Origin of the sequence: Mycobacterium sp. 852014-52450_SCH5900713, assembly GCF_001667075.1 — a bacterium.
Lineage (GTDB): Bacteria > Actinomycetota > Actinomycetes > Mycobacteriales > Mycobacteriaceae > Mycobacterium.
The window spans coordinates 243,182-264,382 of the sequence record NZ_LZIL01000032.1; the positions used below are offsets into that span (position 1 = coordinate 243,182).

The following is a 21,201-nucleotide window of genomic DNA, read 5'->3' on the forward strand; positions in this document are numbered from 1 at the left end:
CTTTCAGTTATGCGCCGAGACCCTAGCTACCGCCTGGGCGGCGGCTGTTCGGCGAATATGAAGTCCGCCCGCTACTTCGCGTCGACCTCGTCCTGATACTTCTTCGTCATGTGCGCGACCGCGTCCAACTGCGACTGCGCCAAGCTGTCCCGGGCCTGCCCGGCGCGCGCGGCGGCGTCCAGCGTCGGTTGTGCCTGGCCCTGGAAATGCGGCATGACTTCGGCGGCGAACAATTCGGCGGACCGTTTGGTGGCGGCCGGGTTGGCCCACTCGTGGCCCATCTGCAGCATGCAGCCGAACCCGCCGGATTGATCCCACAGCCGCTGAACCTGCCCGCGCGCCCGCTCGGGCGTGCCGATCACGCCCGCCCCGTTTTCGTTGATGACGTCGATCATCTCGTCCAGCTGTTCGCCGGGCATCGTCATCTGCGGGAAGGCGGCCACCTTCTGGAAGTACCGGAACCACGGCTCGATGCCGAACTTGACCTCTTCCCGGGCCTGCTTTTCCGTTTCGGCAAGGTGGAACAGTCCGACCAGGCTCCAGTTCCTGCGGTCGACCTGCGTGCCGAAGGTCGCCGCGCGCTCCTCAACGATGCCCCAGTGATACGAGAGCGCGTTGAAGCCCTCGACGGTCAACGTCGCCCCGATGGAGAGCAGGCCGATGCCGTGTTTTCCGGCCAGCCGTGCACCGGTCGGCGAGGCGACCGCGGCGACCGACAGCGGGATCCCGCCGTCCGAGTACGGGGCAAGCTGCAGCTTGGCGTCGAACAGTTGGTGCGTGGCCGTCTTGGCGCTCACGGTCTCCCCCGCCAGCAGCCGCACCACGATGTCGAGATTCGTTTCGAGCAGTTCGCGGGTGTCGGTGGGCGTGAGCCCGATCATGGACGAGTCGCTGGGCAGGGAGCCCGGCCCCACACCGCCGATGATGCGGCCATGGGTGAGGTGATCCAGCAGCATCAGCCGGTCGGCGACCCACAGCGGGTTGTGGTACGAGAGCGAAATGACCCCGGTGCCAAAGCGAATGCGCTTGGCGCGCTCGGCCGCGGCGGCGATGAATACCTCGGGCGAGCTGATGATCTCGCTGCCGGCCGAGTGGTGTTCGCCCATCCACACTTCGTCGAAGCCGAGTGCGTCGAGGTGCTCGATGAACTGCAAGTCGCGCTGCAATGCGAGCGTGGGATTTGTGCCCGCCCGATGGAACGGGGCGATGAAGTATCCAAACCTGAGCTTCGTCATTGAGGCTCCCTTGCATCCGATTGGCCTGAACCATAACTCGCATGCGGTGTTCGGCCTAGGCCGTCACGGAAGAACGCTCGGCAAGGAGCGGGTTTTCAGCCGGCGGGGCCAGGTGATCCCGGCCCCGCCGACTAAGGGAGCAAGTCTTTGTCGCGGTGCGCTACGGCGAGCTCAGCGCGTGAGGTCAGTAGCCGCCGCAGACGTTGCCGACGCATCCGCCGCCGCCGCCCGGGCCGCCGCCGCCACCCCCGACGCCGGGGATGCTGCCGCCTCCGCCGCCCGGGCCGCCGCCACCCGTGGGGCCGCCGGGAACGCCGCCGCCACCGCCACCGGGGCCGCCACCGCCGGTGGGGCCGCCCGGAGCGCTGCTGCCGCCGCCGCCAGGTGTGGACGGAGCCACGCTGGACGACGGCGTGGTCGTCGGGGTGGTGCTGCTGCTGCTCGGCCCTTTGTTGCCGCCGCCGCAGCCGACCGCGAACACGAGCATGGCCGCACCGCCGAAGAGCGCGACCGACGTCCTGCCTGCAGATCTCATCGAAGTCCCCAATCCCCACTTGCGCCACGGCAACTGGTCCACTTCTCCTTACCCCGGCTCGTGCCCCTGCAAACGGGATTCGATGCGGGACTTCTGCCCGGAAACGGCGATGGCCCATCCGCCGGGATGGGCCATCGGTACAAGCGGCGGGCGCGGCTGGCGCCAAGCATTAAACGCAAGGGAAGCGAGTGCGTTGGGAGCCGATGGCCCATCTCGGGCTAATGGGCCATCGGCGAGCCAAATCGTATCCCCGGACAACTGTTGCTATGCGGGAATTTGCTACATAGGTAATAAGAAATTTTCTTATTCGTAAATTGGATACCGCGTCCGCGCCGTGAGCCCGCATCAGCAGCAGCGTTCAGACCTGCGTCCGCTCCCTAGGCTTCCTTGGTGATCAGCTTGCGCAGCGCCACCCGGTCGGGGGTCAGCAGCTCGGCGATGCGCGGCTTGTTCACCTCGGCGACAATGATCTCGCCGACCTCCTGGTAGACCTCGCTGAAGATCCCGTGGGACTTCATCTTCTCGGTCTGATAGAGGTTGTCCTCGGTCGGCGTCACGTAGTAAACCGCGTCGGCCTTGAACCGGTGCACCAGCCAGAGGTGAATCAGCGTCATCAGGCGCTTCTGGCGCAGCTTCTCGGCGAAGGTGTTCTGGTCACGGACCTGCAGGATGCTGCGGCCGTGCCGGTCCTTGATGGGATCGACGACGACATTGGCCAGCTGCTCGTTTCCGTTGCCGTAGATGCCGAGCTCGAGAACGTCCGAACCGGCGCGGCGGGGCCGCAGGGTCACCCGCAGCTTTTCGCCGAGCTGGTAGTTCTCGCTCCACAACGCCAGCCACTCCTCCAGCAGCTTCTTGGGCACCTCGGTCTGCGCGAGGTGCTGATGCTGGGTCGAACCTTTGCCCATCGCCTTGGTGGTCGCCGTGCGCCCGGACGACGCCTGCAGCGCCGCGTCGCTGCGTGGCCCGCCGACCAGGGTCTGCGGGGTGCGGTAGGGCGACTCGACCAGGCGCATCTTGCGCTGCAGCCGAGCCAGCGCCAGCATGCCGTCCTGCTGCAGCGACGTGGCGAACTCCTCGGCGGCGACGCCGTCGATCTGGTGGCCGCCGTAGGTGATGAAGTTGAAGACGAAGCCCATCTTGCCGAGCTCCTCGGGGAAGCGCTTCATCTCCTCGTCGGTCATCCCGGTGGTGTCCCAGTTGAAGGACGGAGAGAGGTTGTAGGCCAGCATCTGCTCCGGGAATTCGGCGTGGATCGCGTCGGCGAACTGACGGGCGTCGGCGAGATCGGCGGTCTTCGTCTCCATCCAGAGGATGTCGGCGAACGGTGCGGCCGCGAGCGACTTGGCGATGGCGTACGGAATGCCGCCGCGGATCTGGTAGTAGCCCTCCGGCGTCTTCGACAACTCCGGGTCCCACGGCGGATCGACGCCCAGTTCCTTCGCCTTCTCCCGCGCGGCGTAAAGCGATGCGCGGGCCGCGAACTGGCGCCACTCGTCGGGGGTCATGCTCGGTGACTCGTCTTCGGTCTCGTCGAACGAGAGCACCTCCGCGACGGCCTCGCTGTAGGTCATCAGCCCGGCATCGTCCTCCCACGCCGCCACGAATCGCGACTCGACCTGGTCGAAGAGGTCGTCGATAGAACCTTGCCCGTCCTCGCGCCGGGCGTTCACGGCGTCGGAGATCAAGCCCTGGATGCCCTGGCGCTCCAGCCAGGCGGTGGCGGCGGTGTACTGCGAATCGGGCAGAGCGTAGAGCAGGTGGCCGTTGAGCTCCTTGATCCCCAGCTCGTGGAAGCGCCGGACCATCGCCAGGAAACACGCCTTGTACGACGGGATGTCGAGGTTGGTGGCGCCGAGCAGGAACGGCTGGTCACGTTCGTCGGCGCGGCTGTCGATGAGGTTGGCCGCCTCGGCGTCGGTGCGGGCGACGATGATGCCGGGCACCTTCATGACGTCGAGCTGGAACCGGGCCGCATTGAGCCGCTTGATCTGTTCGTCCGACGGCACCAGCACCTTGCCGCCCTGGTGGCCGCATTTCTTGGTGCCCGGGCGCTGGTCCTCGATGTGGTAGCCGGCCACGCCGACCTCGACGAAGCGGCGGACCAGGTTGCGCACGTGCGGGTCACCGCCGTGGCCGGTGTCCGCATCGGCGATGATGAACGGGCGGTAGTCGTACGCGGGTGTGGTGGCGCGCTGCCGTTCGGTCATGTTGAGGCGCTGGTACTGCTGGTTGCGGTCAGCGGTGAGCAGGGCGCGCACCAGCACCGCCGCGTCGTCGGGCACCTGGCTGAGGGGATAGCTGGCGAGGTCGGGACCCGGGTCCTCGGTGGTGGAGCCCTTGGCCGAGGTGGCCCAGCCGCCGAGGTAGATGCCCTCGATGCCCATCCGCTTCATGGCCACCGCCTGGCCGGGCGAGTAGGGGCCGAAGGTCGTGATGCTCTTCTTCGCGGCGTACAGCTCGCGCAGCCGGTCGTAGAAGGCGGCGGCCGCGTTGCGTGCCACCGGGTAGTCGGACGGGATGGTGCCGCGCTGCTCGACTACCTGGCGGGCCGTGTAGAGGCGCGTGATGCCGGCGAAGCGCGGGTCGTCCATGTACCGCTGCGTGGCGGCGATGTCGTCTTCGAACGATGTCCGGACTTCGGTGTCCGAGTCAATGATGGCCATGGCCCTACGCTCCTCTTCGGCATGATTCCCCTGGACGGAGTCTATCCCCGGAGATGACCTTTCAATCAGGGGTCGAAAGACCCATGCCAAAACTGTTGCCGGACGCCTGTATCCACCAGCCGGCGCCGGCACGGCACGGCCGCGGGGCGCCGGGCGCACGGCCTCGGTGTGCACCGCTTGCGGCGCAACACTCTTCGCACGCAAGGTCGGATCAGTTGGGGCCGCCGGCCGCGCGCCGGGTCAACCACTCCCGCTGGCGACGGACGAACTCTGCGTCGACGACCCTTCCGTGGCCTGGCACGTAGACCGCGTCCGTGCCGCCGACCTCGAGCAGCCGATCGAGTGTGGCCGGCCAGGCCGCCAGATCCGAGTCGGCGTCGATCGCGGGTTCGGCGGACTCTTCGACAAGGTCGCCGGTGAACACGACGACCGGATCGTCGGCTCCCCCGGGAGCGACCACCACCAGATCGGAGGTGGTGTGGCCACGGCCCAGGTGGGCGATCGTCACGGTGCGGTCGCCGAGGTCGATGGTGGCGTGAAAGACCCCCCGCCGCGGGGGTCGCAACGCCGCGATCGCTCGGTCTATCTCTGCGGCGTCGGCGCCGTGGTGCAACGCGTCGTCACGCATCCGGTCGGTTCCGGACGACAGGTATTCGACCACCTCGGGTGCGCAGTAGACATTCGCGTCCGCAAACGCCGAAGAACCCAAAACGTGGTCAAAATGCTTGTGCGTCAAGACGATATCGCTGACAGGGCGGCCGGCGAGCCGTCGCACTCCGGCGTCGATTGCGGCCGCCTCGGACAGCGTCGTGCCGGCGTCGACCAGCAGTGCCCCGGTGCGGCCCCACACCAGTCCGACGGTGACATCGCAGAACGGCAGCCGGCAGCGATGCACGGTGGCCGTCAACCGTTCCCACGCGAGGTGCACACGAGCAAGGTAGCGCCCGGGGCTGGGCCGAACAGGTCGGACATAGTTGACACGTTGGCAACGGCCGGAGAGAAGGTATTCGCGATGCGCGCAGTCGTCATCACCAAGCGTGGCGGTCCGTCGGTGCTGCGCGTCCAGCAGCGGCCCGACCCCCCGCCGCCGGGTCCGGGGCAGCTGCGGGTGGCGGTGCGCGCAGCGGGCGTGAACTTCGCCGATCACCTCGCCCGCGTCGGCATGTATCCGGATGCGCCGAAGCTCCCGGCGGTCGTCGGCTACGAAGTCGCCGGGACCGTCGAGGCCGTCGGCGACGGTGTCGATCCCGGCCGCGTCGGCGACCGGGTGCTGGCGGGTACCCGCTTTGGCGGCTATGCCGAGATCGTCAACGTGGCCGCGAGCGACTCGGTGCCGCTGCCGGCCGCAATGAGCTTCGAGGAGGGCGCCGCCGTCCCGGTCAATTACGCGACCGCGTGGGCCGCGCTGCACGGGTACGGGTCGCTGCGCGCCGGGGAAAGGGTGCTGGTGCACGCCGCGGCCGGCGGGGTCGGTATCGCGGCCATCCAGTTCGCGAAGGCCGCCGGGGCCGAGGTGCATGGCACCGCGTCGCCGGCGAAACACGAGAAGCTGGCCGAACTGGGGGTGGACCGGGCGATCGACTACCGCCGTGACGGCTGGTGGCGTGGCATGGATCCCTACGACGTGGTGCTCGACGCGCTCGGTGGCACGTCGCTGCGGCGGTCCTACGCATTGCTGCGGCCGGGCGGACGGCTGGTCGGGTACGGGGTGTCGAACCTGCAGCATGGCGAGAAGCGCTCGCTGCGGGCGGCCGCCCCGCACGCGTTGGCGATGCTGCGCGGGTTCAACCTGATCGATCAACTCTCGGAGTCCAAGGTGGTGATCGGCCTCAACATGTTGCGGCTGTGGGACGACCGCGGCACGCTCGAGCCGTGGATCACTCCGCTGGCCCAGGCGCTCGCCGACGGAACGATCGCTCCCGTCATCCACGCGGCCGTGCCGTTCGCCGACGCGCCGGAGGCACACCGCATCCTGGCGGCCCGGGAGAACGTCGGCAAGGTAGTCCTGGTGCCGTGAGTTTTTAGCGGCGCTGCAGTGGTTATCTATCTCCCATGGCTGTCACCGAATCCCGCGAGGTCGTCATCGAAGCGACACCGGATCAGATACTGGATGTGCTGTTCGACATCGAATCGCTGCCCGAGTGGTCCTCGGTTCACCAGAAGGTGGAGGTTCTCGAGCGGGACGATCAGGGCCACCCCACCAGATCGAAGCAAGTGGTCAAACTCGTCGGTGTCAGCGACGAGCAGGAGTTGGCGTACACCGTTCACGACGACGGTGTCAGCTGGACTCTGGTCAGCGCCAAACAGCAACGCGCGCAAGACGGTCGCTACACGCTGACGCCCGACGGAGACTCCACGCGGGTGAACTTCGATCTCACCGTGGACCTGTTGATGCCGGTGCCCGGGTTCTTGATCAAGCGAGGCTCCAAGAGCCTCATGGACACGGCCACCAAGGGATTGCGTAAACGGGTCCTGGAGCGCAAGGGCGGCAAGTAACGGCACCCAGGCCGTCTGAATCGGGCGCTTTCGGATGGGCGCCGCGCGAGCGACACTGTCCATATGAAACCGAAACCCGTGAGCAACTTTCGACGGGTCGCATCGCTCGCCGGTGCGTTGGCGATCCTCGGCGCGGCGGCCGGCTGCGGCGGCCACGGTGACACCCGCATGACGGCACCGTCGACGCCGAAGGTCACCACCCTTGGGCGGACCGTCCCGGCCGCCCCCGCCGACGGGCCGTTAACCATCAGCAGTCCGGCGTTCCGCGACGGTGCGCCGATCCCCGTGCAGTACACGTGCAAGGGGGCGGACACGGCCCCGCCGCTGACGTGGTCGGCGCCGTTGGGTGCCGCACTCGTGGTCGACGACCCTGACGCCGTCAACGGTCTCTACGTGCACTGGGTGGTGGTCGGCATCGGCCCCGGTTCCGGCAGCACCGCCGACGGTCAGACGCCGGCCGGCGCGACCACCTTGCCGAACACCGCCGGCGAGCTCGCATACAAGGGACCCTGCCCGCCGGCCGGTACCGGCACGCATCATTACCGGTTCACCCTCTACCAGCTTCCCAACGACTACCGGCTGCCCGACGGGCTCGCCGGCGTGCAGGCGGCGCAGGCGATTGGCGGCGCCGCGAACGCGCAGGCGCGACTGACCGGAACCTTCGGAGGCTGAGGATGCGCTTTCAGGCCATGTCTTCGAGCGCCTGATAGCCGGCGTTATAGCCGGGCGTGAACGTGATGCCGGGCCCACCGTGGCATCCCGCACCGCCGAGGTAGAGCCCCGCGATGGGAATCGGAAAGTCGAGGAATCCCTTGGGGCCGGGGCGGTTCGGGCCCATCAAGTCCGGATGCAGCAGCCCATGGCAGAAGTCGCCCGCGGGCGCACCGAACATCGTGTTCATGTGGTAGGGCGCAAACGTGATGTGACGGATCACGATGTCCTTGAAATTCGGGGCCAACCGGGTGATCTTGTCGATAACACGCTGTGCCATAACATTTTTGAGTTGCCCATGATCGTGGCGGTCGACTTCGACCGGGAAGGCGTAAGCGTAGGCGCTCGCGGCGTGTTTACCGGGCGGCGCCATCCCCGGATCATGCACGGACGGTATTTGCATCCCCATCGACGGGTTGTCCGGGACGATGCCCCGACGGCAGTTCTCCCAATGCAGCTGTTGTTCTTCGGGATCGCCGAAGATCCCGACCGACTGCTGCATGCCTTCCTCGTTCAAAAACTCGTAGGGCGGCGCGAATTCGGGCAGCCCGTCGAGGGCGAAGTGGATCTGCACGAAGGAGGCACGGTGGTCTCGTCCGACAAGACGTGAAATGAGCTCCCCCGGCACATGTTCGGGGGCGATCAGCTCGGTGAGGGTGACGTCCGGCGCGAGGTTGGAGACCACGATCGGGGCGGTGATCGTCGAGCCGTCGCGTAACCGCACGCCGGTCACGGTGCCGTGGTCGACGAGGATTTGCTCCACCTTGCTGCGGAAGCGGATCTCACCGCCGTGGGAGACGAAGAGCTCCCGCAGGTGTTCGGTGAGCGCGCCGATGCCGCCCTTGAGTTTGGTCATCATCGCCGTGCTGTCGTCCGGCACCGCCAGAGCGAATGCCAGGCAGGTGGCACTGCCCGGCGTGTAGGGGCCGCGGTAGGTGGAGTTGACGGCCAGGAACGCGAGCATCCCCCGCATGACCGTGTGCTTGTCTTTGTCGGGCAGGTAGCGGTCGATGACGTCCATCGCCGACCCGAACAACATCTCGTGAATGGCCCGTCGTTCGGCGTCGTTTGCCGCGCAGGCGTACATCTCGTCGAGGGTCTTGGGCGGTGTGCGAACGTCGAAGCGGCCCAGTGCCTTTGCGGGTCCCTGGCTCCACCCGATCAGTTCGGCCATGCCGGTGACGGCCTCCATGCCGTGCTTCTCGGCCAGGTGCGTCATCAGCCGCATCGGGTCGCGGTAGAAGATCATCGGCTCCTCGCCGTGGTCGCCGATGTTGGTCGACATCACGTCCGGCTCCACCGTGGGCAGGGTGTCCAGCCCGAGATCCTTGGTGATCTGGCTCGCGGTCGGAAACTGGACGGAGCCGGCGATCTCGTACCGGAAGCCGTCGATCAGTTCGACGGTCGCCGCCATGCCCCCCGCATAGGTATTGCCTTCCAGGCACAGCGTCCGCAGGCCTGCGCGCTGCAGTACGGCGGCCGCGGTAAGTCCGTTGTGGCCCGCTCCCACGACGATCGCGTCGTAGTCAGACATGGCGTTCCTCCCTCGATTGGCGCGTGACAAGGATATGTCAGTACTGACATGATTGGAAGATGTCAGTTCTGACAAATTCTGGCCGGCTGGGATACCATTCCGGGGGGATGAACGCGCCGACGAACCGTCATGAGCTACGCCGACGATCGACGCACGAGGCGCTGCGCCAAGCGGCATTGAAAAGCTTTGCGCGCAAAGGGTTTACCAACGTCACCGTGACCGAGCTGGCCCGGGAGGCCGGCGTAACCGAGCGGACTTTCTTTCGCCACTTCCCCACCAAGGAGGCGGTGCTCTTCCAGGATTACGAGACGCAGCTGGCGTGGCTGGCCGAGGCGCTAGCCGACCGTCCCGCGTCCGAGTCGCTGTTCGATGCGGTGCTGGCGAGCGTCGCGGCCTTCCCGCACGACCTCGAAGTGGTCCGCCAGGCCGCGACGGCCCGCGCGGAGTTGATCAGCGCGGAGCGCATCGCGAGCCACCTGCGCGTCGTGCAGTCGTCGTTCGCCCAGGTGCTGACCGATTTCGTCAGGGATCGAAACCCGGGTGTGGCGAACATCGATCTGCTCGCCGAGGTAACCGGCTCCGCCCTGGCCGCCGCGCTCGTTGTCGCAGTGGAGAATTGGGGCCGCAACGGCTGCAGGGGCGACCTCGGCGAACTCGTCGCGGCCAGCCTGGAGCTGCTGCGCTCGGGCTTCGTTTTCCCTGCTTGAGTGTGCGTCGAGGGCGACGACACGCCGGATAACCCCGCCGTGGGCTCAAACACTTTGCGCGCTCTCCACGGCCGCCTCGACGAAGCGGCGCAGCACGGCGTTGCGGGCGCGCGGCAAGAACGCTATCGAGACCGAGCTCGCGGGGGCTCCGCGCAGCGCGACGAACCGGACGCCGGGGTGGATGTTGCGCCGTACCGCGACGTCGGGGATCACACCGATGCCGCGATCGGCCGCGACGGATTCGAGCCATTCGTCGAAGTTGGTTGTCTCAACGACCGTTTTCGGTCCCTCGCCCGCCGGCCATGACCAGGGCCCGGTGGTCCCGCTGGCGGTGTTGACGACCAGCGGCCACTGCGGGACCTCGGCCCAGTCCAGTTCGGATCTGGTGGCCAGCGGCGAGTGGACCGAACACACGGCCACGCGGGCCTCGTCGAACAGGTGCACCATCCGCACCTGAGCGGCCGTCACCTGGCCGCGGACGACGGCGACGTCGACCCTGCCCTGCTGTACGGCGCTCAGCGCATCGTCGGTGCGGACCAGCCTGACCGTGGTCCCGGTGGCCCGCTCGAAGCGGGCAACGGTGTCCTGCGCCCACGGATCGGGCAGCAACCAGCTGAATCCGAGGCCGACGCTCGCCTGCCGGCGTACGGCGCCGAACGCCTGGTCGAGCTCGGCGAGGATCCGCGCGACGTGGTCGAGGAACGTCCGCCCGGCCTGGGTGGTCTCGACGTGTCGCGAGGTGCGATCCACCAGGGTCACGCCGAGCGCATCTTCCAGTTGGCGAATGGTGCGGCTGAGCGCCGGTTGGGTGATGCGGAGTTCGTCGGCGGCCCCGGTGAACGACTGCAGTCGCGCCACCGCCTCGAACGCCCGGAGGTGGCGCAACTCGATTCGACCGCCCGCCAATGCGCCCATGCCTGACAAGCATAGATCGATTACAGCAGGCATTTCACAGGCCGTCTCGACGGACCTAACGTCGTTGCCAGGACAGAGATCTTAAGGAGCCGAAATGCCGCTGCTATACATCGACCTCATCGAGGGCCGCACGCCGTCGGAGGTCGGGGCCCTGCTCGACGCGGTTCACGAATCCGTCGTCGAAGCGTTCGGGGTGCCGCCGCGCGACCGCTATCAAGTGGTGCGCACCCATCCCGCCCACGAAATCGTCGCTTTAGATACCGGTCTCGGCATCAGCCGCTCGTCGCACCAGGTGATCGTCAACGTGGTGAGCCGGCGGCGCACGCGGGCGATGAAGGAGAAATTCTACGAGCTGCTGGCGACCAACCTGGCCGAGCGGTGCGGTCTCGACCCGGCCGACCTGATCGTCTCGATCACCGAAAATGGCGACGAGGATTGGTCTTTCGGCTACGGCCGGGCACAGTTTCTCACCGGCGAGCTGCCATGAGCCTCGACACCCGGCTCACGGAGTCCTTCGGCATCCAACACCCCATCGTGCTGGCCCCGATGGCGATGATCTCCGGTGGCCGGCTCGCGGCGGCGGTGACGTCGGCCGGCGGCCTGGGCCTCATCGGCGGCGGCTACGGCGACGCGGAATGGCTGCGGCGCGAATTCGACCGGGCCGACGGGGCTGACGTCGGCTGCGGGTTCATCACCTGGAGCCTGGCCCGCCAACCTGAGCTGCTCGACGAGGCCCTGGCCCGGCGGCCCGCCGCGATCATGCTGTCCTTCGGTGACCTGCAGCCCTTCGCCGACCGCATCCGCGCCGCCGGCGTCCCCCTGATCGCGCAGGCGCAGACGCTCGACCACGCACGCCAGGCCCTGGACGCCGGCGCCGACGTGGTGGTGGCGCAGGGCGGGGAGGCCGGCGGCCACGGCATGACCGTCCGGTCCACCTTCACGCTGGTGCCCGACGTCGTCGACCTGGCCGCCGAACGCGCACCGGACACGCTGGTGCTGGCCGCGGGCGGGGTGACCGACGGGCGTGGCCTGGCCGCCGCGCTGGCGCTCGGCGCCGACGGCGTGCTCGTGGGCACCCGGTTCTGGGCGTCGCCGGAGGCGTTGGTGTCGCCCCGCGCGCACGAGCGGGCGCTGACGGCCGGCGGTGACGACACCGTTCGCACGCGCGCCTACGACCTGGTGCGGCGGCTGGATTGGCCGGCCGGATACAACGCGCGGGCGCTCGGCAACGCCTTCCTCGACACCTGGCACGGCAACGAGGATGAACTGGCCGCGTCGCTGCCCGAAGCGATAATCGACTACGAAAAGGCCGTCGCGGCAGAGGATTTCGACAGTGCCGCCATACTGGTCGGTGAGGGGGTGGGGCTCGTCCGGCGAGTTCGGCCCGCGGCCGACATCGTGGCCGACATGGTCGAGCAGGCCGGCCGCATCCTGAATCGCGCGACCGGGCCGGACTCAGTACAGCGGTGACCAGTCCGAGGTCCGCAGCAGGCGGCTCTGCCACTGGTCGCGGTACTGCAGGGCGTCGAACATGTAGCTGCCCGGCGCCCGGTGCTCCGGCGGGATCTCCTTGGTCAGCAGATGGACCAGCGCCGCGTAGTTGTTGGAGTCATCGATCTTCTGCCAGAGCATGGCCTCTCGGCGCCGATTGCTCCCATGCGCCACCTGGAAGCACGCCTGGATGTCGAGGATGCGCATTCGGGCCGGCGCCTGGGACAGCGGCCGGTAGTAGATCTCGTCCCAGGACCGGATGTAGTCGTCGAGCGGCGCGTACGGCCAGCCGGTGTCCTCCATGAACATCGTCAGCGGGTGCGTCTCGCCCGTGGTCGGCACGCCGGCCAGGTCGAGGGTCTGCAGCGGTGACCAGCTAACCGGCAGCAGCAGCTTGCCCGTTACCTCGTGGCGCAGGTCGTCCAGTTCACGCATCCACGGGCGCAGGTCACCACTCTGGGTCCGGCGCGCCAGCCTTTCCCAGGCCGCGCCGTCGGCGATGCCGGTGATGGTGACCACGTTGTAGGACAGCCCCGAGCCGTGGGCGTGATTGGTGTACCAGAGCAGCCGGGCCTCGTCCCCCTGGGCCAGCGTGGGCATCCAGCCCTCGCGGTATGCGGCCTCGAATTCGTCCTGCCGCGCGCCGACCACTTGGTGGGTTTCGTGTAGGAACAGCATCGGAACTCCTTGCTGTCAAGCGTCTTTGGCGATCAGCGCGGCGAGCTCGCGGCGGTTCACCTTGCCGGTCGAGCTGTACGGGATCTGCTCGACGATCGCCAGCCGTTCGGGCAGTTTGAAGTAGGCGATCAACTCGCGACAGTGCGCTCGCAGCTGTTCGAGGGTCACCGGCGCGCAAGCCGTCACGGCCACCCCCACACGTTGGCCGAGCTCGTCGTCGGGGATTCCGGCGACCGCGACGTCGCGCACCGCCGGGTGGGAACGAAGCGCTTCCTCCACCTCGATCGGCCCGAACTTCTCGCCGCCGCGGTTTATGGTGTCGCTGAGCCGCCCGCTCGGGAAGAGGTAGCCGTCGGGGTCTTGGCGGGCGAGGTCCCCGGTGCGCAGCCAACCTTCGGTGACGTTCTGGGCGGTGTTGACCCACAGTTCGCCGACCGTTCCCGGCTCGACGTCCTTCCCCGTCTCGGGGTCCACCACTCGCACGTCGACACCGGGCAGCGGCCGGCCGACCGATCCCGCGCGGGCCGGATCGCGGTGATCGGCGGGCAGCAGCGTCGTGTAGGCGCCGAGGGTCTCCGTCTGCCCGAATACGTTGGCGAACGCCACATGTGGGAGGGCGTCCATCGCCCGGCGCACCAAACTGATGGGCGCGGCGGCGGCGCCGTAGGCGACGGCGACCAGCGACGACAAGTCGGCGGCGGCGAAGTCGGGATGGTCGAGGATGCGCTGAAGCATCGCTGGAACCAGGAACGTGGTGCTCACCCGATGCTCGGACACCAGGCGCAACCACTCGCCCGCGTCAAATCGTCGCTGTACCACCGACGTATTGCCCGAGTACAAACTGCCGAGCGTGCCCAGCGCGCCCCCGACGTGGAAGAACGGGACGCACATCATCCCCACCGAGGGTCTGGCGTCGGCCCGGAACGGTGCCGCCATCCCCTTGATCCGCCTTGTCAGTTGCCGGCCGCTGATACCGACGGCCTTCGGGAGTCCCGTTGTCCCGCTGGTGAACAAGACCAAGGCGTCGCGGTCGGCGTCGTCGCCGGACGGCGGCGCTGACCCGCCGGCGCCGTCCAGCAGATCGCTGCTCGTGACCACCGTCGGCGCACCGGCCTCGCGGAGCCGCTGCCCGTACGGCTCCCCCGCTACCGCCACCTCGGCACAGCCCGCGCTCGTCAAGAGCCCGTGCAGTTCGGGCGGGGTCAGCGCGGGGTTCATCAGCGCCGCCGCGGCGCCGACGCGGGCCGCCCCCAGCACGGTCGCGATCGAGAGCACGCTTCCGCCGTCGACGACGGCGACGCGTTGGCCGGCCGCCACGCCGCGGGCGGCCAGGCCGGCGGCGCACCGGTTCACGATGGTCGCCAGCTCGCCGTAGCCGATCGAGCGCCCGTCGACGATGAGCGCAACGCGGGCGGGATCGCCCTCGGCGGCGGCCTCGAGCATGGTTCCGATATTCATGGGCGGCTCAGTACAGGGGTGACCATGGGGAGGTGCGCAGCAGCCGGCTGGTCCACTGGTCGCGCAGGTCGAGCGCGTCGTGCATCCAGGTGCCCGGGGCGCGGTATTCGGCGGGAATCCGCGACTGGAGCAGCCCGAGCAGCTGGTCGGGCCGCTGGATGCGCTGCATCAGGACGACCTCCCGGCGCAGGTGGCTGCCCAGCGCGGGCTGAAAAGCCGCCTGGATCACCAGCATTGACGACGGCCGCTGCAGGCTTTGGGCGTACACGTCGCCGCTGCGATCGATGTATTCCTCGAACTTGTCCGGGTAGGGCCACATGGTGTCTTCCATGTAGAGGCTGAGTTCGTGCTCCCGGCCGTCGACCGGCACCTCGCGCGACGTGATCTCCTGCAGCGGCGACCACGGCAGCGGCGCAAGCAGTTTGGCCTCGACGTCGTAGCGCAGGTCGTCCAGCTCGCGCATCCACGCCTGCAAATCACCCTGTTGCACCCGGATCGCGAGGCGCTCCCACGCCGCCCCGTCCCGAACGGCGGTGATGGTCACGACGGTGTAGGACGGTCCGCTGCCCTGGGCGTGGTCGGCGTACCAGAGCAACCGGGCATCGTCACCGGCGGCGAGCATGGGCATCCAGCCCTGTCGGAACGCGGCCTCGAAATCGTCTTCGCAGCGGCCGCGCACCTTGTGCACCTCGTGCATGAACAGCACGCCGAGACGGTAACTCCGAACGCGTTGTCGGGTCTACAGCTGCGCGATTACGCCCTGGACAGCCGAGTTGCGAACTGGTTTGCTCGACTCAGTAATTAACTCACCGGGCAGGAGTCGCCGATGGCCCGTCTCAACGTGCCGGATGGCCCCGGCGGCGAAGCCGCCATGATCTGGACGCTGCGGCCGCAGCTCGGCGACATGGTGGAGCGGATGATCCGCGGCGCATACCAGCAGAGCGTTCTGCCGGCCGACGAGCGCGAGCTGGCCAGGATGCGCATCGCCCAGATCAACGACTGCGTCGCATGCTCGGGCTTTCGGGCCCAGTCGGTGCTGGACGCCGGCGTCACGGCGGAGCTCTACGAGAACGTCGCGGCCTACGCCAGCTACCCCGGCTACACGCCGCGCCAACGGCTTGCCATCGAGTACGCCGAGCGCTTCGCCACCGACCATGCCTCCCTGGACGACGCCTTCTTCGAGCGGCTCCGCGAGTCGTTCTCCGACCCCGAGATCCTCGATCTCACCCTCTGCGTCGCGGTATTTCTGGGCTTGGGACGCTCGTTGACCGTGCTGGGCGTCGAGCAGTCCTGCGCAATCGATCTCTAGTAAGGAACCGAATGGACCTGGCGACCGTCGACGAACTACTGACGACGACGCGGTCGGTGCGAAAGCGCCTCGACTTGGACCGGCCGGTCGGCCGCGAGGTGATCCTCGAGTGCATTCGGCTGGCGATGCAGGCGCCCACGGCGAGCAACGCGCAGGACTGGCGCTGGCTGGTGATCACCGACCCCGACAAGCGCGCCGCTATCGGCGAGATCTATCGCACCATCGGCGCCGAATACCTTGCTTACGCGACCAAACAGGCGTCCGATCCGCAGACCCAGCGCGTGTACGCCGGCGCGCTGGCCCTGACCGACACGCTGGATAAAGTCCCCGTGCACGTGATCCCGTGCCTGGCGAACCGCATCGACAACTCGACTCTGCTGACCGCCGCGTCGGCCTGGGCGTCGATCATCCCGGCCGGCTGGAGTTTCCTGCTCGCCCTGCGGTCGCGGGGGCTGGGATCGGTGTGGACGACGATGCATCTGGCCAAGGAACGGGAAGTGGCCGAATTGCTCGGTATCCCGGACACGGTGACGCAGGCCGCGCTGTTTCCGGTGGCCTACACGATCGGCACCGACTTCCGGCCGGCCACCCGCCCGCCCGCGGAAACCGTGACGTTCTGGGATCGCTGGGGAGACGGCTGATGCAGTCCTACACCGTGCGATTTCACGTCGACGCACCGCCGGCGAAGGTGTGGCGGGTGCTGCATCCGCCCGCGCCGCCCAACGCGCCGCGCCCCCGAGTCCTCAAATGGCCCACCGGCAGCATGGAGATCCTCAACGAGGGCAACGAGGCCGGCGAGGGCCTGGTCCGCACCTGCGTCTACCCGGTGCCCAAGTACCTGCTGTCTGGGGGCCGGGCGCGGTCGTGGGAGACGGTCACCGAAGCCGAAACCAACAAGCTGTCACGCTATGTGGCCGTCGGCGCGCCGCTGTGGTCCCGGGCCGAGGGCTATCACCGGCTTGAGGAGCAGCCCGACGGCACCACCGTGCTGACCTTCCACGAGACCTATCACGCCTACAACCCGCTGCTGCGGTTCTTCCTCGAACGCCCGGTGCACGCGAAGATTTCCCGGGACAACCTCGACACGTACGAGCACGCGCTCGGCTACGCCGGCCGCGTGCGACGGCTCCCCTAAGGGGTTCGTTGGGCGCCGTGACCATGGGTTACGCATCCCGGGGCGCCGGCCGGCGGATGCCGCTTTACGTGAATTCGGCTGCTCAGCCCGGTACGCTGACGTGCTATGGGGATTGAGGCTGGTGTATTTACGGCCGGACGGTTGGCCGTCGCGGGGTTGATGATCGCGGGCTGGGCAGCGTCGGTGGGCGTCGCGGGGGCCGACCCGGACCCGACGGGACCCGCACCCGGACCGCCACCGTCGTCGGCCTCACCGGCACCTTCTCCCGCCGCCTCGTCGGCGCCCGCACCGGCCGCCTCCCCCTCGCCGTCCGCTGGGGCCTCGCCGGCCGCCTCACCGGCACCGGGACCGAAGACGAGCATCGACAAGGACGGCATCTACAACGTCGGGTCCGACATTGTGCCGGGCATCTACAGCTCCGGGGGGCCGCTCGACAACGGCACCTGCTACTGGAAGCGGATGAGCAATCCGGACGGCAACATCATCGACAATTCGATGAGCAAGAAGCCCCAGGTGGTGCAGATCGACCCGACCGACAAGGCGTTCAAGACCTCGGGTTGCCAGCCGTGGCAGCTGACCCCGGACGCCGCCCTGCCGCCGACTACACCGCCGGCCGGTGTGCAGAGCACGCTCGGCCTCCTCAACGGCCTGCTCGGCGGCGGCCAGGGCGGACAACAGCCGTCCTCGCCCGCTCCCCACAACTGACGGTTCCTGACGGGCCGTGGCCAGTGCGCAACGAGCTGTCGTCGTCGGCGCCGGTGTCAGCGGTCTGACGTCGGCCGTGTGCCTGGCCGAGGCCGGCTGGTCGGTGCGAGTCTGGACGGCCGCCACGCCACAACACACGACCTCCAAGGTGGCGGGCGCGGTATGGCTGCCGCCGCGGCCGGCGGAGCGTGCAAGCGGCACGCTGGATTGGACCGAGCACTCCCTGCGGGTCTTCCGCGAACTCGCGGACGACGCCGACTCCGGCGTTCAACTGTCGCCCGCGATGGCGGTCGGTGAACTGACTGCGGCCGAGGCGATGTCGTCCGCCGCGGCGTTGATTCCCGACCTGCGCCCCGCCGACCCCACCGACCTTCCGGCCGGCTTTGACAACGGATTTCGCGCCACGTTGCCGATGATCGACATGCCGCACTATCTCGACTACCTGACCCGCCGGCTGGCCGCGGCCGGCTGCGCAATCGAGGAGCAACCGGTGCGGTCACTGGCCGAGGTCGCCGACGCCGCGCCGACCGTAGTCAACTGCGCCGGTCTGGCCGCGGGATCCCTGACCGGTGACGACACGCTGCGCCCGCTGTTCGGCCAGCACGTCGTGCTCACCAATCCCGGCCTGCGGCAACTCTTTCTGGAAATCAACGGCGGGCCGGAATGGACCTGCTACTTCCCCCACCCACAGCGCGTCGTTTGCGGCGGCATCAGCATCCCCGGCCGCCGGGACACCACCCCGGACCCCGACGTGACCGAACGAATCCTGCACCGCTGCCGCCAGATCGAGCCACGGCTCGCCGAAGCCGAGGTGATAGAGATCATCACCGGGCTGCGTCCCGACCGCCCCTCGGTGCGGGTGCAGGCCGAGCCGCTGGGCCGGGCCCGGTGCATCCACAACTACGGCCACGGCGGCAACGGCGTGACCTTGTCATGGGGTTGCGCGCGCGACGTGGTCCGCCTCGCCGGTCAGCGGGAGGCGCGGTGAGCATCGACTACGCGCTGGACGCCCACATCGCCACCATCACGATCAACCGTCCCGAGACCCGCAACTCGTTGGACATGGAACACTTCCGCGACCTGGCCCACGCGTGGGCGGCGTTCCGCGACGACGCCGGCGCCTGGGTGGCGGTGATCACCGGTGTCGCGCAAGACTTTTGCACCGGCGCCGACCTCAAGAAGTTCATCCCCGAACTCACCGGCGACCTGCCGCAGCCCGAAGGCTGGAACAAGGACGACGCCATCCACGCCGTCCTGCACCACTTCCCCGTCTACAAACCGATCATCGCCGCGGTCAACGGCACTTGCGTCGCGGGCGGCTTCGAGATGTTGAGTTCCACCGACATCCGCGTCGCCGTGCCCGCTGCGCGATTCGCGGTGATGGAGCCCAAGCGGGGCCTTTTCGCCGGCGGCGGAAGCACCGTGCGGCTGCCGCGTCAGATGCCCTATCCGCTGGCGATGGAGCTACTGCTGACCGCCGACATGGTCGACGCGGACCGCGCGCTGGCGATGGGGCTGATCAACCGCGTGGTCCCGCCGGAACGGCTGATGGATACCGCGTACGACTACGCCGAGCGCATCGCGGCGAACGCGCCGCTCGCGGTGTTCGCGACGAAGCAGTCGGCCGTCGAGGGTCTGGCGCTCGACCTCGCGTCGGCGTACGACAACGAAACCCGGCACAGCGACCGCATTTTCGAGACGCAGGATGCCAAGGAGGGGCCGCGGGCCTTTGCCGAGAAGCGTCCGCCGCGGTGGCAGGGCCGCTAACGTCGGCTGACGTCCCGAATGATCAGCGACAGCACCCAGCTCACGATGGACAACACGATCGCCGCCCAGATCGCCGTCCACCAGAAATGGTCGATCTGCAAACCCCAATGTGTGGTGTGCTCGGTGATCCGGGCGGTGATCCACAACATCAGCGCGTTGACGACGACGTGGAACAGCCCCAGGGTCAGGATGTACAGCGGGATCGACAAGAACTGGACGATCGGCTTGATGAACGCGTTGACCAGACCGAAGATGACGGCGACGACGAAGATGATGCCGACCCGTTCCAGCTTCGTGTCACCGCCGACGAACGTGATCCCATGGACGAACTTGGTGACCAGCCATAGCGCGAAACCGGTCAGTGCGGCGCGAAGCAGGAAAGGGCCCATGCCCAAGATCCTCTCACCAGGCGTGCGCGAAAGGCAGCCTGTTGAGTTGACTGCCGATATTCCTCGCTAAGCGTCGCCGCGCTGCGACGCCAGGTACTTCACCATCTGGCACAGGTTGACGACGGCCGCGCTCAACTTATAAATGGTGGCGTCCCGATCCGCCACACACGATTGCCAATCGGGGAACTCCTGCGGGGCTTTGTGGTTGTCGGCGTTGAGGTGCATTTTCTGCTCGATCTGGTCGCACAGATCGGCGAGGGTCAACTGCCCCGGCGCGCTGCTATCGGAGAACCATTTGTCAGTCATCTTCGGATCGTCGCCTCTCAAAAATCCCCGCTTTCTCCTCAGGCTATCGGGCCGACTGCCACGAGGATTGCGCGGCCGCTCAATTCAAATTGTAGAAGCGCTGGGCGTTTAGCCCGCCGATCTTTTCGCGGGCCATTTCGGTGATGTCCGGACGGGTCCGCAGGTGCTTGGTGCTCTCCGGCCATTCACCGTCCCAGTGCGGGTAATCGCTGGCGAACATGATGAAGTCGGCGCCGAGCACGTCGATCACCCCGGGCAGGATCGGTTCCTCCGGCTCGCACGTCACCCAGATGTTGCCCGCGGACAGGTACTCGTGCGGGTCGCGCCGCCAGCCGCGTTCGACCCAGTCGCCGCGCTTCTCGTAGTGCTCGTGCAGGCGATCCATGAAGAAGGGGACCCAGCCCGCACCGGCCTCGAGGAAGGCGACCCGCAACCGCGGGTGCCGCTCGAAGACGCCGCCGGAGACCAGCGCCGTCATGGCCGTCATCTGATCGAACGGGAAACTGATGCAATGCACCTGAATGTAATTGGTGAAGCGGTCAACACCGATCTTCGGCAGGTGGATGCCCGGGGCGCCGTGAATGCCCAGCGGCATGTCGAGGTCGACCGCGGCGGCGTAAAAGGGGTCCAGGTCGGGATGGTCGAGATTACGCGTCTTGAGTGCCGGCGGAACCAGAGTTGCCACCAGCCCAAGCTCTTTCGCTTCGGTCATGACGTCGATCGCCGCCTGGCCGTGCTCGATGGGGGTTACCGCGACGCCGCGCAGCCGTCCACCCGACGGGGCGCAATAATCCGCGATCCACTGGTTATAGAGCCGGGAGAATCCCGCCCCGAACTCGGGATCCTCGAGCGTCGGGGCGCACAGCCCCAGGCTGGGGTACAACACCATGGTGTCGATGTGGTCGCGGTCGGCATCCCCCAGCACGCCTTCGGTCGACCGGCAGTTGATGTCCGGCGCCTTGCTGATGCCGTGCTCGGGCGGACAGCCGGCGCCCGGGCCCTGATCCTCCGGATAGTTGCGGCCTTCGAACGTCAGCCGCAGCCGCCCGTCGGTGCTGGGCTTGACGTGCTGCGGCCAGCGTTTGATCGCTTCGATTGCCAACGAGGGGTTCTCGGCAACGTGTCCGTCCGCGTCGATGATGCGCATGTATTCGCAACTTACTC

24 protein-coding genes are annotated in these 21,201 nt (G+C 67.9%); 12 read left to right on the plus strand and 12 right to left on the minus strand.

Annotated features, from left to right (window positions below; genetic code table 11):
- Positions 1–71 precede the first annotated feature (71 nt).
- The 4 genes from A5773_RS08240 to A5773_RS08255 all read right to left on the minus strand — a co-directional run bounded on the left by A5773_RS08240 (position 72) and on the right by A5773_RS08255 (position 5,364).
- Entirely contained in the window at positions 72–1,235 is a 1,164-nt protein-coding gene (locus A5773_RS08240) for an LLM class flavin-dependent oxidoreductase (RefSeq protein ID WP_066954439.1), read from the minus strand.
- A gap of 184 nt (positions 1,236–1,419) precedes the next feature.
- On the minus strand, positions 1,420–1,770 hold the full coding sequence (locus A5773_RS25955) for a hypothetical protein (protein WP_067790456.1): 351 nt from the start codon (positions 1,768–1,770) through the stop codon (positions 1,420–1,422).
- Between the two features lie 377 nt (positions 1,771–2,147).
- Positions 2,148–4,436 carry an isocitrate lyase ICL2 gene (gene aceA / locus A5773_RS08250; RefSeq protein WP_066954435.1) on the minus strand — a complete coding sequence of 763 codons (2,289 nt, stop codon included), beginning with the start codon at positions 4,434–4,436 and terminating at the stop codon, positions 2,148–2,150.
- Between the two features lie 211 nt (positions 4,437–4,647).
- A complete protein-coding gene (locus tag A5773_RS08255; protein WP_066954432.1) occupies positions 4,648–5,364 on the minus strand; it encodes an MBL fold metallo-hydrolase in 717 nt (238 codons plus the stop codon).
- Positions 5,365–5,448: 84 nt separating this feature from the next.
- On the opposite strand from A5773_RS08255, the gene A5773_RS08260 reads away from it, so the two are divergent.
- The 3 genes from A5773_RS08260 (at position 5,449) to A5773_RS08270 (ending at position 7,604) form a co-directional block, all read left to right on the plus strand.
- On the plus strand, positions 5,449–6,453 hold the full coding sequence (locus tag A5773_RS08260; RefSeq protein ID WP_067790459.1) for a zinc-binding dehydrogenase: 1,005 nt from the start codon (positions 5,449–5,451) through the stop codon (positions 6,451–6,453).
- Between the two features lie 35 nt (positions 6,454–6,488).
- A complete protein-coding gene (locus A5773_RS08265; RefSeq protein ID WP_066954426.1) occupies positions 6,489–6,932 on the plus strand; it encodes an SRPBCC family protein in 444 nt (147 codons plus the stop codon).
- Positions 6,933–6,995: 63 nt separating this feature from the next.
- Complete coding sequence (locus A5773_RS08270; RefSeq protein ID WP_067260840.1) at positions 6,996–7,604, plus strand: YbhB/YbcL family Raf kinase inhibitor-like protein; 609 nt, start codon at positions 6,996–6,998, stop codon at positions 7,602–7,604.
- A gap of 10 nt (positions 7,605–7,614) precedes the next feature.
- Here the strand turns inward: A5773_RS08270 and A5773_RS08275 are convergent, their stop codons facing one another.
- A complete protein-coding gene (locus tag A5773_RS08275) occupies positions 7,615–9,177 on the minus strand; it encodes an NAD(P)/FAD-dependent oxidoreductase (protein WP_067260842.1) in 1,563 nt (520 codons plus the stop codon).
- 107 nt (positions 9,178–9,284) lie between these two features.
- On the opposite strand from A5773_RS08275, the gene A5773_RS08280 reads away from it, so the two are divergent.
- The gene (locus tag A5773_RS08280) at positions 9,285–9,884 is read left to right on the plus strand and encodes a TetR/AcrR family transcriptional regulator (protein WP_066954417.1); all 600 of its coding nucleotides are present in this window, start codon (positions 9,285–9,287) and stop codon (positions 9,882–9,884) included.
- Between the two features lie 45 nt (positions 9,885–9,929).
- Here the strand turns inward: A5773_RS08280 and A5773_RS08285 are convergent, their stop codons facing one another.
- Positions 9,930–10,799, minus strand: coding sequence for a LysR family transcriptional regulator (locus A5773_RS08285; RefSeq protein WP_067260845.1), 870 nt, complete (start codon positions 10,797–10,799; stop codon positions 9,930–9,932).
- Between the two features lie 94 nt (positions 10,800–10,893).
- Here A5773_RS08285 and A5773_RS08290 point away from each other — a divergent pair, with 94 nt between their 5' ends.
- A complete protein-coding gene (locus tag A5773_RS08290; RefSeq protein ID WP_066954410.1) occupies positions 10,894–11,286 on the plus strand; it encodes a tautomerase family protein in 393 nt (130 codons plus the stop codon).
- The gene (locus A5773_RS08295) at positions 11,283–12,269 is read left to right on the plus strand and encodes a nitronate monooxygenase family protein (protein WP_067260849.1); all 987 of its coding nucleotides are present in this window, start codon (positions 11,283–11,285) and stop codon (positions 12,267–12,269) included. Before A5773_RS08290 ends, A5773_RS08295 begins: the two co-directional genes overlap by 4 nt.
- Here A5773_RS08295 and A5773_RS08300 read toward each other — a convergent pair.
- Genes A5773_RS08300 through A5773_RS08310 form a run of 3 tightly spaced genes read right to left on the minus strand, consistent with a single transcriptional unit; the run spans position 12,255 to position 15,123 of the window.
- Positions 12,255–12,968, minus strand: a complete 714-nt coding sequence (locus A5773_RS08300) for a hypothetical protein (protein ID WP_067260856.1) — start codon at positions 12,966–12,968, stop codon at positions 12,255–12,257. The two genes, A5773_RS08295 and A5773_RS08300, sit on opposite strands and share 15 nt — an antisense overlap.
- Before the next feature lie 15 nt (positions 12,969–12,983).
- Positions 12,984–14,426, minus strand: coding sequence for a class I adenylate-forming enzyme family protein (locus tag A5773_RS08305; RefSeq protein ID WP_067260857.1), 1,443 nt, complete (start codon positions 14,424–14,426; stop codon positions 12,984–12,986).
- A gap of 7 nt (positions 14,427–14,433) precedes the next feature.
- Positions 14,434–15,123: a hypothetical protein gene (locus tag A5773_RS08310; RefSeq protein WP_231989100.1), complete on the minus strand. Its 690-nt coding sequence runs from the start codon at positions 15,121–15,123 to the stop codon at positions 14,434–14,436.
- 129 nt (positions 15,124–15,252) lie between these two features.
- On the opposite strand from A5773_RS08310, the gene A5773_RS08315 reads away from it, so the two are divergent.
- The 6 genes from A5773_RS08315 to A5773_RS08340 all read left to right on the plus strand — a co-directional run bounded on the left by A5773_RS08315 (position 15,253) and on the right by A5773_RS08340 (position 19,342).
- Positions 15,253–15,735 carry a carboxymuconolactone decarboxylase family protein gene (locus tag A5773_RS08315; protein ID WP_067260860.1) on the plus strand — a complete coding sequence of 161 codons (483 nt, stop codon included), beginning with the start codon at positions 15,253–15,255 and terminating at the stop codon, positions 15,733–15,735.
- Between the two features lie 11 nt (positions 15,736–15,746).
- Complete coding sequence (locus tag A5773_RS08320) at positions 15,747–16,376, plus strand: nitroreductase family protein (RefSeq protein ID WP_067260862.1); 630 nt, start codon at positions 15,747–15,749, stop codon at positions 16,374–16,376.
- A complete protein-coding gene (locus A5773_RS08325) occupies positions 16,376–16,870 on the plus strand; it encodes an SRPBCC family protein (protein WP_066954387.1) in 495 nt (164 codons plus the stop codon). Before A5773_RS08320 ends, A5773_RS08325 begins: the two co-directional genes overlap by 1 nt.
- A gap of 105 nt (positions 16,871–16,975) precedes the next feature.
- On the plus strand, positions 16,976–17,575 hold the full coding sequence (locus tag A5773_RS08330; protein ID WP_197505321.1) for a hypothetical protein: 600 nt from the start codon (positions 16,976–16,978) through the stop codon (positions 17,573–17,575).
- A gap of 16 nt (positions 17,576–17,591) precedes the next feature.
- A complete protein-coding gene (locus A5773_RS08335) occupies positions 17,592–18,563 on the plus strand; it encodes an FAD-dependent oxidoreductase (protein WP_067260863.1) in 972 nt (323 codons plus the stop codon).
- Positions 18,560–19,342, plus strand: coding sequence for an enoyl-CoA hydratase/isomerase family protein (locus A5773_RS08340; RefSeq protein WP_067260864.1), 783 nt, complete (start codon positions 18,560–18,562; stop codon positions 19,340–19,342). Before A5773_RS08335 ends, A5773_RS08340 begins: the two co-directional genes overlap by 4 nt.
- Here A5773_RS08340 and A5773_RS08345 read toward each other — a convergent pair.
- The 3 genes from A5773_RS08345 to A5773_RS08355 all read right to left on the minus strand — a co-directional run bounded on the left by A5773_RS08345 (position 19,339) and on the right by A5773_RS08355 (position 21,184).
- On the minus strand, positions 19,339–19,731 hold the full coding sequence (locus A5773_RS08345; RefSeq protein ID WP_067211000.1) for a phage holin family protein: 393 nt from the start codon (positions 19,729–19,731) through the stop codon (positions 19,339–19,341). The two genes, A5773_RS08340 and A5773_RS08345, sit on opposite strands and share 4 nt — an antisense overlap.
- Positions 19,732–19,797: 66 nt before the next feature.
- Entirely contained in the window at positions 19,798–20,037 is a 240-nt protein-coding gene (locus A5773_RS08350; RefSeq protein ID WP_067260865.1) for a hypothetical protein, read from the minus strand.
- 79 nt (positions 20,038–20,116) lie between these two features.
- Positions 20,117–21,184, minus strand: a complete 1,068-nt coding sequence (locus tag A5773_RS08355) for an amidohydrolase family protein (RefSeq protein WP_066954370.1) — start codon at positions 21,182–21,184, stop codon at positions 20,117–20,119.
- Positions 21,185–21,201: the final 17 nt, after the last annotated feature.

Excerpts from the sequence above, each read along its gene's own strand:
- A5773_RS08240 (WP_066954439.1), bottom strand. The coding sequence starts at position 1,235 with ATGACGAAGCTCAGGTTTGGATACTTCATCGCCCCGTTCCATCGGGCG.
- A5773_RS25955 (WP_067790456.1), bottom strand. The coding sequence starts at position 1,770 with ATGAGATCTGCAGGCAGGACGTCGGTCGCGCTCTTCGGCGGTGCGGCC.
- aceA (WP_066954435.1), bottom strand. The coding sequence starts at position 4,436 with ATGGCCATCATTGACTCGGACACCGAAGTCCGGACATCGTTCGAAGAC.
- A5773_RS08260 (WP_067790459.1), top strand. The coding sequence starts at position 5,449 with ATGCGCGCAGTCGTCATCACCAAGCGTGGCGGTCCGTCGGTGCTGCGC.
- A5773_RS08265 (WP_066954426.1), top strand. The coding sequence starts at position 6,489 with ATGGCTGTCACCGAATCCCGCGAGGTCGTCATCGAAGCGACACCGGAT.
- A5773_RS08270 (WP_067260840.1), top strand. The coding sequence starts at position 6,996 with ATGAAACCGAAACCCGTGAGCAACTTTCGACGGGTCGCATCGCTCGCC.
- A5773_RS08275 (WP_067260842.1), bottom strand. The coding sequence starts at position 9,177 with ATGTCTGACTACGACGCGATCGTCGTGGGAGCGGGCCACAACGGACTT.
- A5773_RS08280 (WP_066954417.1), top strand. The coding sequence starts at position 9,285 with ATGAACGCGCCGACGAACCGTCATGAGCTACGCCGACGATCGACGCAC.
- A5773_RS08285 (WP_067260845.1), bottom strand. The coding sequence starts at position 10,799 with ATGGGCGCATTGGCGGGCGGTCGAATCGAGTTGCGCCACCTCCGGGCG.
- A5773_RS08290 (WP_066954410.1), top strand. The coding sequence starts at position 10,894 with ATGCCGCTGCTATACATCGACCTCATCGAGGGCCGCACGCCGTCGGAG.
- A5773_RS08295 (WP_067260849.1), top strand. The coding sequence starts at position 11,283 with ATGAGCCTCGACACCCGGCTCACGGAGTCCTTCGGCATCCAACACCCC.
- A5773_RS08300 (WP_067260856.1), bottom strand. The coding sequence starts at position 12,968 with ATGCTGTTCCTACACGAAACCCACCAAGTGGTCGGCGCGCGGCAGGAC.
- A5773_RS08305 (WP_067260857.1), bottom strand. The coding sequence starts at position 14,426 with ATGAATATCGGAACCATGCTCGAGGCCGCCGCCGAGGGCGATCCCGCC.
- A5773_RS08310 (WP_231989100.1), bottom strand. The coding sequence starts at position 15,123 with ATGCACGAGGTGCACAAGGTGCGCGGCCGCTGCGAAGACGATTTCGAG.
- A5773_RS08315 (WP_067260860.1), top strand. The coding sequence starts at position 15,253 with ATGGCCCGTCTCAACGTGCCGGATGGCCCCGGCGGCGAAGCCGCCATG.
- A5773_RS08320 (WP_067260862.1), top strand. The coding sequence starts at position 15,747 with ATGGACCTGGCGACCGTCGACGAACTACTGACGACGACGCGGTCGGTG.
- A5773_RS08325 (WP_066954387.1), top strand. The coding sequence starts at position 16,376 with ATGCAGTCCTACACCGTGCGATTTCACGTCGACGCACCGCCGGCGAAG.
- A5773_RS08330 (WP_197505321.1), top strand. The coding sequence starts at position 16,976 with ATGGGGATTGAGGCTGGTGTATTTACGGCCGGACGGTTGGCCGTCGCG.
- A5773_RS08345 (WP_067211000.1), bottom strand. The coding sequence starts at position 19,731 with ATGGGCCCTTTCCTGCTTCGCGCCGCACTGACCGGTTTCGCGCTATGG.
- A5773_RS08350 (WP_067260865.1), bottom strand. The coding sequence starts at position 20,037 with ATGACTGACAAATGGTTCTCCGATAGCAGCGCGCCGGGGCAGTTGACC.
- A5773_RS08355 (WP_066954370.1), bottom strand. The coding sequence starts at position 21,184 with ATGCGCATCATCGACGCGGACGGACACGTTGCCGAGAACCCCTCGTTG.